We start from the raw sequence: 13,783 nt of genomic DNA, 5'->3' as shown, positions 1-13,783 counted from the left end.
TCCGCCGCCGCCCGGCTCCGCGGCGCCCGCGCCCGTTCGCGTCTGCCGGAGCGGGCGAGCGGGCGAGCGGGCGGGCCGGGGCGGGTCACGTCACCGGGTCCAGCCGCAGGAGGACCGCGGTGTTCGCCCGCGGCAGCGAGACGGTGAGCAGCCCTCTGTACGCGTCCCATCGCGCGGCGGCATCGGCCGTCTCGGGATACAGCACCGTGGGCCTGACCTGAGTACCGCGCAGGTGGGGGACGGGGAGGGCACGGTCGGTGTCGGCGGGGCCGCTCCGCGCGGGTGCGGCGCTCCTTCTGCAGACGGAGAGATAGGTGCCCCCGTGGGTCCGAAGACCGTGGGCGATCCACTCGTCCTCCCAACCGGGCAGCCCCAGCGGCCAGATCGGCCGCGCGCCGCCGAGGTCGGCACGGAGCTCCTTGTACACGGAGATCGCCGCGCGGACGAGGCCGGACTGCTCGGGGCTCATGCGGTCGAGGAAGCCGGAGAGGTGGACGCGGCCGAGGAGCGCGCCGGTGAGGGTGAACGCGACCGCGTCGAGGGAGTGGTCCGGCTGGGGGTAGGCCCAGACCGCGGCCTGTTCCGGTGTCACGGCGGTGGCCGCCGCGGCGGCGATGGGCGGGTAGCGCAGCAGGTCCTGCTGGTCGCTGGTGGACTGCAGCTGGGCCACGGCCAGTTGCGCGTAGTCCATGCGCAGGCCGCCCGAGCCGCAGTTCTCCAGGACGAGACGGGGGTGCCGGTCGAGGAGCGAGGCCATCCAGTCGAGGTGGGCGCGGTGGTGTCCGAGCAGACCGGCGCCCGGGCTCTCGGAGCCGTTCTCCGTGCCGGGGCCGATGTTGATGTTGTAGTCGAGCTTCAGATAGCCGACGCCCCACTCGCCGACCAGCCGGTCCACGACCGCGTCGAGATGGGCGCGGGCGGCCGGGTGCCGCAGGTCCAGGTGGTGCCGCCCGTGCTCGGTGACACGGACACCGCCGCGCCGGAAGAACGCCTCGTCGGGCAGTGTGCGGGCCAGCGGGCTGCGTACGCCGACGACTTCGGGTTCGAGCCAGAGTCCCGGGGTCATCCCGTGCGCCCGGACGGCGTCCAGGACCTCGGGGAGTCCGCCCGGGAAGCGGCGGGGAGCGGGCTCCCAGGCGCCGACGGCGTCCCACCAGCCCTGGGCGTCGTCGTCGTACCAGCCCGCGTCGATCACGAACACCTCGGCGCCGGCCGCGCCGGCCGCCTCGACCAGCGGCAGGAGCCGTTCGGTGGTGGGGTCGCCCATCAGGGTGTTCATGTAGTCGTTGTAGATCACCGGCAGGGCGCGCAGGTCGGGGTGGTCGCGGCGGATGCCCCGGCGGTAGTCCGTGAGCTCACCGAAGGCCGCGTCCAGTCCACCGCTCCCGGCGTGGACGAGCACGGCGGGCACGGTGTGGAACTCCGCGCCGGGGGTGAGCACGTGCTGCCACTGGTGGTGCGCGTCGTCGGGTCCGAACAGGGCCACGTACGCGGCGCCCTCGCGCTCCCCGGTCTCGAAGCGCCAGCCCGCGCTGGACTCGATCTGCCACAGCCAGGCGCGGCCTTCGCTGTCGGTGAGCCCGGCCACGGGCAGATGGCGGCCGGTGGACCAACTGCCCTGCGAGTACCGCTCGAAGCAGCCTCGGCCCTCGTGGCCGTGCGCGGACCGGCTCAGCGGCACCACCTGCGCGCGGAACGCGTCCTGCCGCCAACGGCATTCGGCGAGCCAGTCGTTGTCGGCCCAGTGCAGGGTCAGGCCGTCGAGGCCGCCGTCCGGGTCCGTGATGCCGCCGAGCGTCAGAGTGGAGACGCTCTCCAGCCGTAGCGCGGTGGCCCCCTCGTTGGCGAGGCGTACCCGGGCGCGCAGGAAGCCGCTGCCCTGGCGGGTCTCCAGGGTGACGTCGGCGGCCAGACCGGTCCCGGCGTCCGCGAGCCGGATCGTCGTACGCCGCCCGGCGCCGTCCTGGACGGTCTCGTGTCCCCGGTAGGCCAGGCGGTCGCCGATGGCCGTCTCGATGAATCGTTCCCCCGACCACATGCGTCCGTGGCCGGTGGCGGTCACCTCGACGAGGGGGACCAGAGCGGCCCAGTCCTGACCGGGTCCTCCCAGTCTCACCGCTCCGGTGGCGTCCCTGACGGCGTGCAGGCCGGAATCCGGATGCGACCAGACCCTGGTTCCCTCGGCTGTTTCGACGGCAGCGGTCAACGCGATTCCCTTCTGGGCTGGTTCGGTCCTGCGGTGGTCCTCGTGCAGCTGACCTGAGGATTCATCCAGGGCGGTGAAAGCGGGCCCGCGGTGGCGCAGATGCCGGTGGGTGAACTCCAGCGCACGCTCTCTTGACGCCCGCGTTGTGACCGCTCACAATCCTCGCATGTTTGTGACCGGTCACACAAGGTCGGGCAGCCCGGCCGGACCCCCTCAGGGACAGAAGGCGGCGAGCATCCGCGATGTCGCCGAGGCGGCCGGCGTCTCCTACCAGACCGTCTCGCGGGTCATCAACGGCCACCCGAACGTCCGCGAGGAGACCCGCGGGCGGGTGCGAGACGCCATCGCCGCTCTGGGCTTCAGACGCAACGCCACCGCGTTCGCGCTGGCCAGCGGTGTGACGCGGTCGATCACCGTGCTCACGTCCCACACGCGGCTCCACGGCTACGCGGCCACGCTGCAGGGCCTGGAAGAGGCGTCCCGCGCCGCGGGCTACACACTGGGCGTGCGGGTCCTCACCCCCGAGGACGACCTGGACCGCGCGATCGCCTCGGCCTGCGACGGCGGTGGCGGCCTCGTGGTCATCGGGTTCGACCGCCTCGGTGCCGCCGCCCTGGACCGCGTACCGGCTCACGTCCCGTGCGTGGCGGTCGTGGAAGCGCCGCCACCGGGACGATCCCCCGGGCTGCCCGCGGTGTGGGCCGACGACCGTGCGGCGGCCCGTGCCGCCACCGAACACCTCCTGTCACTGGGACACCACACCGTCCACTATGTGGCGATCCCCGCCTCGACCGGCACCCGGCGCTCGGTGGGGCCCCGCGCCGAGGGCTGGCGAACGGCCCTGGAGGCGGCCGGGGTCGACGCTCCCGAGCCGTGCGGCAGAGGCTGGGACGCCCAGGCCGGATACGAGGCCGGGGCCAGGCTCGCCCGCGACCGGGACGTCACCGCGATCCTGTGCGGCAACGACGACCTGGCGCTGGGTGTCCTGCGGGCCCTGCATCACGCGGGCCGGCGGGTTCCGGAGGACGTCAGCGTCATCGGATTCGACGACGCCCCGCACTCCGCGTACGTCACTCCGTCGCTCACCACGGTCCGGATGGACTTCCAAGGGCTCGGCCGCGCCGCCTTCGGGCTGTTGTGCGCCCGGCTCGACACCGATCGGCCGGCACCCGAGGGGGTGCCCGCCGAACCCGCCCTGATCGTCCGGGAGAGTTCGGCACCGCCCGGCGGTTGAGCGAGGCCTGACACCCCCGTTCGTGGTCCGCGCCGACCCCCCTCGCCTGTGAGCGGAGCCTGACACCCTCGCCCGCCCTCCGCACCGACCGTCACCCGCCCTCGCTCGATTCGCACCGACCGTCACTCGTCCGCGCTCACCCGCACCGACCGTCACTCGTCCGCGCTCACCCGCACCGACCGTCACCCGTCCTCCCTCACCCGCACCGTCTTCCCCTCCTCACCAGCAAGGAACTCGCCATGAGAAGAGCCGTCTCCGCCCTCGTCACCGCCTGTCTCCTCGGGCTGACCGCCACCGCCTGCAGCGACAGCACCGCAGGCGGCGCCGACGCGGCGCCCTCGGGACCGGTCGACGCGACCGCGAACCTCAAGGGCGTCGAACTCACCATGTGGACGGCCCAGAACAGCGTCAACCAGCCCAAGCAGGCCATCGAGGCGTTCGAGAAGGCCACCGGTGCCAAGGTCAGGACCGAGGTGATCCCCGACCCGTACGAGTCGAACGTCCCGACCAAGCTCGCCTCGGGCGTCAAGCCGGACCTGATGTTCTGGCAGCCCACCGGCAGCACCCTGCCGTTCATCCAGCCGCAGCAGAACCTGCTCCAGCTCGACAACGAGGACTGGGTCTCCAAGCTCGGCGAGACGGAGAAGGGCCTCGGCCAGGTCGACGGCCACCGTTACGCGGCCATCGTCACCAGCCCCGCGGTCCTCGGCGTCTACTACAACAAGGACGTCTTCGAGAAGGCCGGCATCACCACGATGCCCCAGGACTACGACGACCTCCTCGCCACCGCCGCGAAGATCAAGTCCAAGACGGGCGTCGCCCCGTTCTTCGAGGTCGGCGGCGACAAGTGGCCCCTGCAGTGGCAGGTCCAGGTGCAGCTGACCGACCTGCCCCAGTCGTTCTGGGACAAGCTGAACGAGAACAAGGCCACCTGGACCGACAAGGTCGTCGTGGACGCCATCACCAAGTACAGGACGAAGGTCCTGGACGGCGGCCTCGCGCAGAAGAACTACAAGACGGCCACGTTCGTCGACCAGGGCAAGGCGATCATGGACGGCAGCGCCGCCATGGCCCTGAACGTCACCTCGCTGCAGTCCCAGATACAGTCCACCTCCAGCACCGCGGAGATGGACAAGAAGCTCGGCTGGTTCCCCATCGCCAACAGCAGCGCCAAGGCCGAGTACTCGCCCGACCAGACCAACGGCGTCGTCGCGTTCAAGACCGGGGACACCGAGCGCCAGAACGCCGCCCGGCAGTTCCTGTCCTTCTGGCTCGGCAAGGACTACCCGGACTACATCAAGGCCAACAAGCTCGTGTCGGTGCAGCCCTCGGTGCCCAACCCCGACGGTCTGCCGCAGACCGCACTCGCCCAGGCCGAGGCACTCTCCTCCGCCACCGGGGTCTTCCAGGTCAAGGCGCTGACCGCGCCCGACATGCACCTCGCCCTCGCCGACATGATCTACGGCAAGAAGACCCCCAAGCAGGTCGCCCAGGCCGCTCAGGACCAGTTCCAGCAGGTCCTCAAGGCGCGCGGCGTCTCCGGCTTCTGACCGGGCGTCCCCTCGTCAGCCCGCACCCCGGGCCGCCCGTCGGCGGCGCGCCCGGGACCCGTCACCGGAGGTAAGAACGTGGTGGACACCGCCACCAGGGGCGTCATCGAGCCCACACGTGCGAAGGACCGGAGCACATCGCCCCACAGCGGCCGGCGCGGGCGCACCCGGAGGAAGCCCAACCAGCCGTGGTGGTTCGCGCTTCCCGCGCTCGCCGTGTTCGGCGTGTTCTTCCTGCTGCCCAACCTGCTGAACTTCGTGTACCCGTTCACGGACTGGTCCGCGTTCCACCCGCAGATCGGCTTCGCGGGCCTGTCGAACTTCGAGTCGATCCTCCACGACGGCTCGATGGTCCGCGACATCCGCATCACCTTGGAGTACGCGGTCCTGGTGGCCCTCTTCCAGAACGGCTTCGGTCTGGGCCTGGCACTGCTGCTGGAGCGGGACAGCCGCTTCAACCGCTTCTTCCGCGCGGTGTTCTTCCTGCCCGTGCTGATCTCCGCCCTGGCCGTCGGCTACATCTTCCGGGCCCTGCTCTCCCAGGACGGGGCGCTCAACAGCGTGCTGTCCTCGCTCGCCGGCCACCCGGTCGACACCCCCTGGCTGGGGTCGACGACCTGGACGCTGGTGGTGGTGACCCTCATCCACGGCTGGAAGTGGATGGGCCTGGCCATGCTGATCTACCTGGCCGGTCTCAAGAGCATGCCGGGCGATGTCCTGGAGGCCGCGCGCATCGACGGGGCGGGCGCCTGGCGCACGTTCTGGTCGATCCGGTTCCCGCTGCTGGCACCGGCGGTGACGTTCAACGTGACCACCGCGCTGATCGGCTCCATGAACACCTTCGACATCGTCCAGGCCACCACCGCGGGCGGGCCGGGCAGCGAGACCGAGGTCTTCAACATCTACATGTTCCGCATCTTCGGCCAGGGCCTCTACGCCCAGGCGTCCGCGATGAGCCTGGTGCTCTTCCTCGTGGTCGTCGTCCTCGCCGTGCCCGTGATCGTCGGCCTGCGCCGCAGGGAGAACAACCAGTGACCGCCGTTGCCGCAACACCTCCCGTGCGCCGCCGCGCCCCGCGTCGGCTGCAGCAGGCCGCCGTCCTGCTGCTCGCGGCGATCACCATCGGCATCCCGCTGTGGCTCGTCGCGGTGACCTCCGCCAAGCCCCAGGCCGAGGCGATCAGGCCCAACCTCGCGCCGCCGCACCAGGTCCAGGTCGCGGAGAACTACCAGCAGACCTTCGACCAGGGCAAGATGGTCCAGGGTTTCGTCAACAGCCTGCTGGTCGTGGCCCCTTCCGTCGTCCTCGTGCTGCTCCTCGGCGCCGGCGCGGCGTGGGTCTTCGCCCGCCGCAAGGGACGCCTGGCGGGCACGCTGTACGCGCTGAGCATCAGCGGTCTGCTCCTGCCTCCCGCCGTGATCACCATCGTCATGGAGCTGCGCCAACTCGGCCTGGCGGGCACCCAGCTGGGCATGATCGCCGTCTACACCGGGATGTACCTGTCCACGTCGATCTTCTTCATGACCGGCTTCATCCGCCATCTCCCCGAGGAGCTGGAGGAGGCCGCGCGCATGGACGGCGCGGGCCCGGCCCGGGTCTTCTTCCAGGTGGTCCTGCCCCTGCTGCGACCGGTCATCGCCACAGCGACGATCATGGTGATGCTGTTCGCCTGGAGCGACATCTTCTACGCGTTCTTCGTCCTCGGCGGCGGTGACAAGGCCACCCTGCCGCTCAACCTCTACCAGGTCGCCAGCGCCCAGCTGTACCTGAACAACTGGCATCTCATCTTCGCCTACGTCGTGATGATGAGCCTGCCGATGGTGGCGGTCTTCGTCATCGCCCAGCGCCGCATCGTCGCCGGCATCACCAGCGGCGCCGTCAAGTAGTCCGCGCCCATGATCCCCCGGGGCGCGTCTCCCCGCGCGCCCCGGCTCCCACGACCTCCGGTCCACCCGACCCGTCGGGGTGGTCCGGGCCACTCACCATCCTCCCGCAGCGTCGCGGGAGGCGGAGGACGCACATGCCCCGAACCGAGTACAGCTCCCGCACGACCGCACGCCTGATGGGAGCGGTCGCCTTCACCGCCGCGCTGATCGGCACGGCCGTGACCGTCCCGCCCGCCCGGGCGGCCACCACCCAGGTCGTCACCGTCGACCTGGGCAGAACCACCGGCGCGGTGATGCACGGCGCCAACGGAACCCTGTACGGCCTCAGCGACGACGGTGTCCCGGGCGACGAACTGGTCGCCCCCCTGCACATGACGACGGTCGTCCAGAAGGCCCCCGACGGCGCGCAGCACCCCAACGGGGACGCTCTGGAGATCAAGAAGGGCTACGACCGCAACGGCGGCGGCGAGGTCCACATCTACATGCAGGACATCTACGCCCAGTGGCCCTACGAGAACCGCGGCCTGAGCGACTACCTGGCCAAGGTCGACACCATGGTCCGAAAGGTCGCCGCACGCGCCGACCGGGACGACTTCGTGTGGGTCCCCTTCAACGAGCCCAACGGCAACTGGTATCCGGATCTGGGCAGTTCGGACAGCGCCACGTACGCGAGCGCGCTCGGCAGGTTCCAGAGCGACTGGACCACCGTCTACGAGAAGATCCGCTCGATCATCCCGGACGCCCGGATCGCGGGGCCCAACGAGACCCACTACGACGGCAGGCTCATGGGCGACTTCTATCCCTGGGCCAAGGCCCACGACGTGCTCCCGGACATCACGACCTGGCACGAGCTGGGCCCGGACTCCCTCAAGGACTTCGAGTCCCACCTCGCCCACTACCGGGCCGTCGAGAGGAAGGCCGGCATCTCCGAACGGCCGGTCGGCATCAACGAGTACGGCAACCGGCGCGACCAGTCCGTGCCCGGACAGATGGTCCAGTGGATGTCGATGTTCGAACGCAACAAGGTCTACGCCGACCAGGCGTACTGGAACATCGCCGGAAACCTCAACGACAACGCCGCCCGGACCAACATCCCCAACGGCACCTGGTGGCTGCTGCGCTGGTACGCGGGCCTGACCGGCGAGACCACCGAACTGGACCCGCCGCGGCCCAACACCGTCGACACCGTCCAGGGCATCGCCGCACTGGACACGAGCCGCAAGCAGGCCCAGATCCTGCTCGGCGGCACCTCCGGCGACGTCGACACCGTGATCCGCAACGTTCCCTCGCGCTTCGGCAAGAGGATCAACGTCACCGTCGAACGCATCGGCTGGAGCGGCTACGAGGGCGCCGCCGCGCCGAGCGTGGTGTCCCGCACCACCGCCACGGTCGCCAAGAACGGCAGCGTCACCGTGCCGACGACGAACCTGGACGCCATGTCGGCCTACCGCGTCACCGTCAACCCGGCCGGCAGCGGGTCGCCCACGGCGGAGAGTCTGCCCTGGTCCGCGTCGTACGAGGCGGAGAACGCGGCGATCACCAGCGGCACCGTCTACTCCCAGGGCTCCCTGACCAACCCCTACGGCTTCGCCACCTCGGGGACGAAGGACGTCGGCAGCCTCAACAGGTCCGACAGCAAGGTCGCCTTCACCGTCGACGTCCCGAAGACCGGTACCTACGACCTGGACGTCTTCTACGGCAACCAGTCCGGCGGGCCCGCCACCCACACCCTCACGGTCGACGGCGGCTCGCCCCGGACCCTCACCTACGGGTCCACCCTGAACTGGACCTACCGCGCCACGGCGAGCACACCCGTGTCCCTGACCGCCGGCACGCACACCCTGACCCTGTCCAAGGGCACGAACGAGGTCACCCTCGACAAGATCGACCTCACCGCGTCCAGGACCCCGGACTCCGTGTACCCCGCGACCTATGCCGACATCAGCGGGTCCCCGACGTTCGACTACACCGCCTCGGGCACCGCCGGCGCGGGCGCCCTGGTGCTGAACCGCCGCGACAAGGCCGCCTTCGACGTCTACGCACCGGCCGACGGCTACTACACCGTGCACGCCGACTACGCCTCCACCGGCGACGGCGTCCTGAGCCTCGACGGAGCCACGGCCGCCACCCTCGCTCCCACCGGGGGCGGCATCACCGACAAGACCCTGCGGCTGTATCTGTCCGCCGGCAACAACCGCATCACCGCCACCATCCCCGGCAAGGGCAAACTCACCCTGCGCGACCTGCGCGTCACCGGGGAGGTCAGTACCTCGGGCGCCACGGCCTACGAAGCCGAGGACGCGCTCCGAGACGGTACCGCGTCGGTCTCCGGCAACTCCTGGGCCTCCGGCGGCAAGTTCGTGGGACACATCGGCCTGGGCGCCGCCAACACCCTCACCTTCAAGGTGAACGCCCCCTCGGCGGGGCGGTACGTGATGAACGTGCGCTACGCCAACAACGAGGTCGCCGGGTCCGGGAACTACAACACCAACGTCATCTCCCGGGCGGCCGACATCAGCGTCAACGGCAGCGCCCAGAGGTCCATGTTCCGCAACTCCTACAGCTGGTCCAACTTCTGGGACCTGCCGGTCCCGGTCGACCTGAAGGCCGGTGTCAACACCGTCTCCTTCGCCAACCCCTCGGCCTACGCGCCGGACATCGACAAGATCACCGTCGCGCCCCTGAAGGGCTGACGGAACGACATCCGACGCATCGGTGAACTCCGGAGACGGCCCGTTCCCCGTACACCCGAGGTGGCCGCGAAGCGCTCGCGGCCACCTCGCGGTCTCCTCCCGACACGTACGTACATGGAATACGTACTCCTACCGACGCGCCCCCGACAGCCGTGCCGTTTCCTTGCGTCCATGACGACAACGGGCGGGGAAGCGGAGGCCCGGGAATGCCGGCCTCGCCCCCGTCCGTCCGATCTCGTCTTGGGGGGAAACACATGCGCGTCCACAGCACCGCGGCCACCGTCCTTTCCGGTGCGGCCGTCCTCTCGACGCTCGTTCTTCCGGGCACCGCCCAGGCGGCGGGCCACTCCGGTGCGGCGAGGGACCTCAGAGCCCTCACCTCGGAGCGCGCCCGGCCGCAGGACGCGGTCGGCGGCACCCTCTTCACGAAGGGGGTCGTCAACCAGGGCAAGGACGTCGTGCTCGGCGTCACGGGCAAGAAGGCCGTTCCCGTCACCTTCACGGCCTTCGACGAGGAGGGGCTGGCCTTCACCCAGGCCTTCCTGTGGCAGGGCACCGACAGTTCGGACACGGACACCATCACCGGAGCCCTGGGGGCGGACGACTACCCCGCGTGCACCGAGACACCGGTCCACAACGGCTACCGCTACAGCTGCCGGGCGGTCTTCACCATCGACCCGGCCGTCGCCTTCAAGGACGGCAACGGCACCGCGGGGACCTGGAAACTCTTCCTGGGCGCCTACGACCTCTACGCGAACGTCAGTGTCGACGACGACGTCGCCCGCGGCAAGATCAAGCGTGCGGCCCAGCTGACCACCGACGCCTCCCCGGAGCCGGTCACGGCAGGCAGGAACATCAAGGTCACCGGCAAGCTGAGCCGCGCCAACTGGACCACCGGCAAGAACGCCGGATACACGGACCAGCCGGTGCAGTTGCAGTTCCGCAAGCGGGGCACCAGCACCTACACCACCCTCAAGACGGTCAGGACCAGCGGCAGCGGCACCCTGAGCACCACCACCCGGGCCCGCTCCGACGGCTACTTCCGCTTCCTCTTCGCCGGCACCACCACGACCGGCTCCGCGACCGCGTCCGGCGACTACGTCGACGTCAGGTAGCCGGGGCGTTCCCGAAACGGCCCCCGGCGCGGTGGCGGGCCATCAGCGCGGCCAGGGCGGTCCGGGAGGAGACCCCGGTCTTGCGGAAGGTCCGGGAGACATGGGTCTCGACCGTACGCCGGCTGACGAACAGCCGGTCCGCGATGGCCTGGCTGGTGAGCCCCTGGGCCACCAGCTCGGCTATCTCCAGCTCCCGGGCGGTCAGGGCGGCCAGCCGTTCGGCGAGTTCGGAGCGGTCCGGGGACACGTGCGGCGCCTGCGGGCCGCTTCCGGGCGGGCGGGTGGCGTCGGCGAGGCCGACCAGCATGCCGCTGCCGCCCGCCTCGGCGAGCCGGCGCCCCCTGAGCCAGGCGTGCGTGCCGGCCCGGCCGCGGCCCGCCGCCGCTTCCAGCGGGGCGCCGAGCAGCAGGGAGTGGGCCTCCCAGAAGACCGCGCCGCAGCGGGCGCTCTCCGCCGCGGCCTCCGCGAACAGGCCCGCCGCCGCCGCGGTGTCCCCCTGCGCCAGCGGGAGATGGGCGGCGCTGCGCAGCGCGGACGCCCGCTGCATCGGCAGCCCCAGCTGTTCCGCCTCCTTCCGGGCCCGCTCGGCCCAGCCACGGGCCTCCTCCGGCATCCCCGTCAACAGGGCGGACGTGACCAGGATCTCCAGGTAGAGCGGCCGCATCGAGGGCTGGATCCGCTGCAGTTCGGGTCCGCCCGCCTGGAGCATCGCCTCCCGGGCACGCACCGGATCCCCGGCCATGAGCGCGGCCCAGCCGAAGATGCACCAGGCCGTGGAGGCCCACCAGTCGACCCCGCCGCCTGCCGCGGCCACCGCCTCCTCGGCCACGGCGAGGGGGCGCGGATCGCCCGGCGGGCAGCCGGCGACCAGTGCCGCGGCCCTGCTCGCCAGGACGAACGCGAGCAACTGGTCGCTGCCGATCCCGCGCGCGATGTCCTCGGCCCGGTCGGCCAGTTCCAGCGCGGAGGGGATCCGGCAGGTCTGCACCCGGACGTGGGACAGACACAGCAGCAGATGGGGCACGACGTAGAGCTGACCGCTGCGGCGGGCGATGGCGAGGCCGCGCTCGGCGTGCCGCTCCGCGTCCGGGTAGTGCTCCAGGAACGCCTCCGCCCAGCCGAGCCGGGCCAGCGGTTCGCACAGCGCGGTGAGGTCGTTGTCCGGCAGGGAGTCGACCAGGGCGGCGGCCTGCCGGGCGAGCCGGTGCGCCGCGCTCATGTTGCCCTCGTACGCCTCTCCCAGGGCGGCGACGGCCAGGACTCCCGCCTCCCCGGCCTCGTCCCCCGTGGACCGGGCCGCGGTGAGCGCCGCCTCGACCTCGGTGCGCACCCGGGCGTAGGAGGTGCCGCTGTCCAGGGGCGCGGCCGAGCCGAGCTCCAGGCCGAGCCGGACGACATGGGCCGGTGCCGGGTCGCGGGCCAGTTCCCGGCGCAGCACCGCGACGGCCTCGGTGGAGCGCCCCAGATGACGCTCCACCACCGCGCACAGGACGACCGCGCGCACTCTGAGGTTCTGGTCCTCGTCGGCCGCCGGCCCCCCGGACGGCCGCCGCGGGGTGGCGATCAGCTCCTGGAGCAGGTCGCGGCTCTCGCGCAGGCCACCGCACGCCGCCAGCGCACGGGCCTGCCGCAGGAGCAACTCCCGGCGTCGGGCGGCGTGTTCGGGAGTGTGCGGGAGGTGGCGCAGGGCCACGTCGAGCCAGTGGGCCGAGCTCGCCGGAGCCGTCCGGGCCGTCTGCGCGGCGGCCTCGTCGAGCACGGCCACCGCCGCCGGGTCCCAGGCGGTCAGCGACCGTTCCACATGATGGGCCCGCTCGGCGGCCGAGGCGCCGACGCGGGCCAGCTCCCGTGCGGCGAGCCGGTGGATCTCGGCGCGCCGCAGGAAGGGCGTGCCCTCATGGACGAGGGTGCGCACGACCGGATGACGCAGGGTCAGCAGCCCCTGCGGCGTGGAACGCAGCAGGTCGCGGCGGGTGAGGGCGTGGACGTCGTCGGCGAACGCGCTGGCGGGCCGGCCCGTCACCTGGCTGACCATCGCGGGGGTGGCGTGCTCGCCCAGGACCGCCACGGCCTCGACGATGCCGCGCCGGGCCGGCGTCAGCAAGGTCAGCTCGTCCAGCAGCAGGGTGCCGAGCCCGGGCGGCGTCGAGGACTCGGGCGTCGTACCGTCCCGGCGGGCCTGGAGGAGGGTCAGGAAGTAGAACGGATTGCCCTCGCTCGCGGCGTGCAGCGCGGCGGCCTCGGCGGGCGGCAGACCGGGACCGGCCAGTGCGGCGCAGTCGCCCGCGCTCAGCGGTCGCAGGGCGAGCCTGACGACCGTGCCGGTGTCGACTCCCCGGGTGAGCCCGGCGGCGAGGGACTCGGGCCCCTGCCGGTCGCGGCGGGTCACGGCCAGGACGACGGGGGCGTGCGGGGGATGGCGTACGAGATGGTCCAGCAGCTCCAGTGACGCCGGGTCCGCCCAGTGCAGGTCGTCCAGGGCCAGCAGCAGCCCGGAGGGGGCGGCGAGCCGGGCGAGCAGGGTCGCCGTGGACCGGTGCAGTCCGAAACGGTCGATCGTGCCGCTGCCCCGCAGGAGGGGCGCCACCGCCTCGGCCTCCGGGAAGCCGTCAGGGGCGTGCGGGCCGAGGTGGGCGAGCGCGTCGGCGAACACCTGGAAGGGCACCCGCCGCTCGTACTCCGTGGCCCTGCCGCGCAGGACCGTCATCCCGCGCCGGCCCGCCCGTGCGCAGACCTCACCCAGCAGCCGGCTCTTGCCGATGCCGGCCTCACCGGTGATGTCGACGAGTCGGGAGCGTCCGTCGTCGCGGAACTCCTCGCCCGCCGCCGGGCCGTGCACGGCGGCGGCCGCACGGTCGAGCAGCGTGTCGAAGCGGGCGAGCTCGACGGCACGGCCCAGTAAAGGCGTTCCGTTCCCGTCCGCCCCAACTGCCGTCTCGGCTGCCACAGTTGCCCCCCTCTTCTTCACATCCCCCTCACACGTCATTCTCTCCTGTTGATCGCCTCAACCGCCGCGCGGGGGAACCGGAACGGAGGGATCTCACAGAGTGGGGTCCTGATTCGGGTTCCGGACAGAGGTGCTGCACGAGCACACGCGGG

At 71.7% G+C, this 13,783-nt stretch carries 8 protein-coding genes; 6 read left to right on the top strand and 2 right to left on the bottom strand.

Annotation, left to right across the window (positions count from 1 at the left end):
- Positions 1-85: 85 nt before the first annotated feature.
- On the bottom strand, positions 86-2,206 hold the full coding sequence (locus tag ACFU5F_RS22460; RefSeq protein WP_383890028.1) for an alpha-galactosidase: 2,121 nt from the start codon (positions 2,204-2,206) through the stop codon (positions 86-88).
- A gap of 166 nt (positions 2,207-2,372) precedes the next feature.
- Here ACFU5F_RS22460 and ACFU5F_RS22455 point away from each other — a divergent pair, with 166 nt between their 5' ends.
- The 6 genes from ACFU5F_RS22455 (at position 2,373) to ACFU5F_RS22430 (ending at position 10,684) form a co-directional block, all read left to right on the top strand.
- A complete protein-coding gene (locus tag ACFU5F_RS22455) occupies positions 2,373-3,440 on the top strand; it encodes a LacI family DNA-binding transcriptional regulator (protein WP_383890025.1) in 1,068 nt (355 codons plus the stop codon).
- Between the two features lie 239 nt (positions 3,441-3,679).
- Complete coding sequence (locus tag ACFU5F_RS22450) at positions 3,680-4,990, top strand: ABC transporter substrate-binding protein (protein ID WP_383890022.1); 1,311 nt, start codon at positions 3,680-3,682, stop codon at positions 4,988-4,990.
- 78 nt (positions 4,991-5,068) lie between these two features.
- The gene (locus tag ACFU5F_RS22445; RefSeq protein WP_383890019.1) at positions 5,069-6,025 is read left to right on the top strand and encodes a carbohydrate ABC transporter permease; all 957 of its coding nucleotides are present in this window, start codon (positions 5,069-5,071) and stop codon (positions 6,023-6,025) included.
- Positions 6,022-6,876, top strand: coding sequence for a carbohydrate ABC transporter permease (locus tag ACFU5F_RS22440; protein ID WP_383890016.1), 855 nt, complete (start codon positions 6,022-6,024; stop codon positions 6,874-6,876). The genes ACFU5F_RS22445 and ACFU5F_RS22440 overlap by 4 nt, the downstream gene beginning before the upstream one ends.
- Before the next feature lie 134 nt (positions 6,877-7,010).
- Positions 7,011-9,569: a CBM35 domain-containing protein gene (locus ACFU5F_RS22435; RefSeq protein ID WP_383890013.1), complete on the top strand. Its 2,559-nt coding sequence runs from the start codon at positions 7,011-7,013 to the stop codon at positions 9,567-9,569.
- Positions 9,570-9,823: 254 nt separating this feature from the next.
- The gene (locus ACFU5F_RS22430; RefSeq protein ID WP_383890011.1) at positions 9,824-10,684 is read left to right on the top strand and encodes a hypothetical protein; all 861 of its coding nucleotides are present in this window, start codon (positions 9,824-9,826) and stop codon (positions 10,682-10,684) included.
- On the opposite strand, the gene ACFU5F_RS22425 is transcribed toward ACFU5F_RS22430, so the two are convergent.
- Positions 10,677-13,631, bottom strand: coding sequence for an AAA family ATPase (locus ACFU5F_RS22425; RefSeq protein ID WP_383890008.1), 2,955 nt, complete (start codon positions 13,629-13,631; stop codon positions 10,677-10,679). The two genes, ACFU5F_RS22430 and ACFU5F_RS22425, sit on opposite strands and share 8 nt — an antisense overlap.
- Positions 13,632-13,783 lie beyond the last annotated feature (152 nt).

This window comes from Streptomyces sp. NPDC057438, assembly GCF_042802995.1.
In the GTDB taxonomy this organism is placed as follows: Bacteria; Actinomycetota; Actinomycetes; order Streptomycetales; family Streptomycetaceae; genus Streptomyces.
Note: the sequence above shows the minus strand (reverse complement) of the source record. Positions and strands in the feature narration are given on the sequence as shown.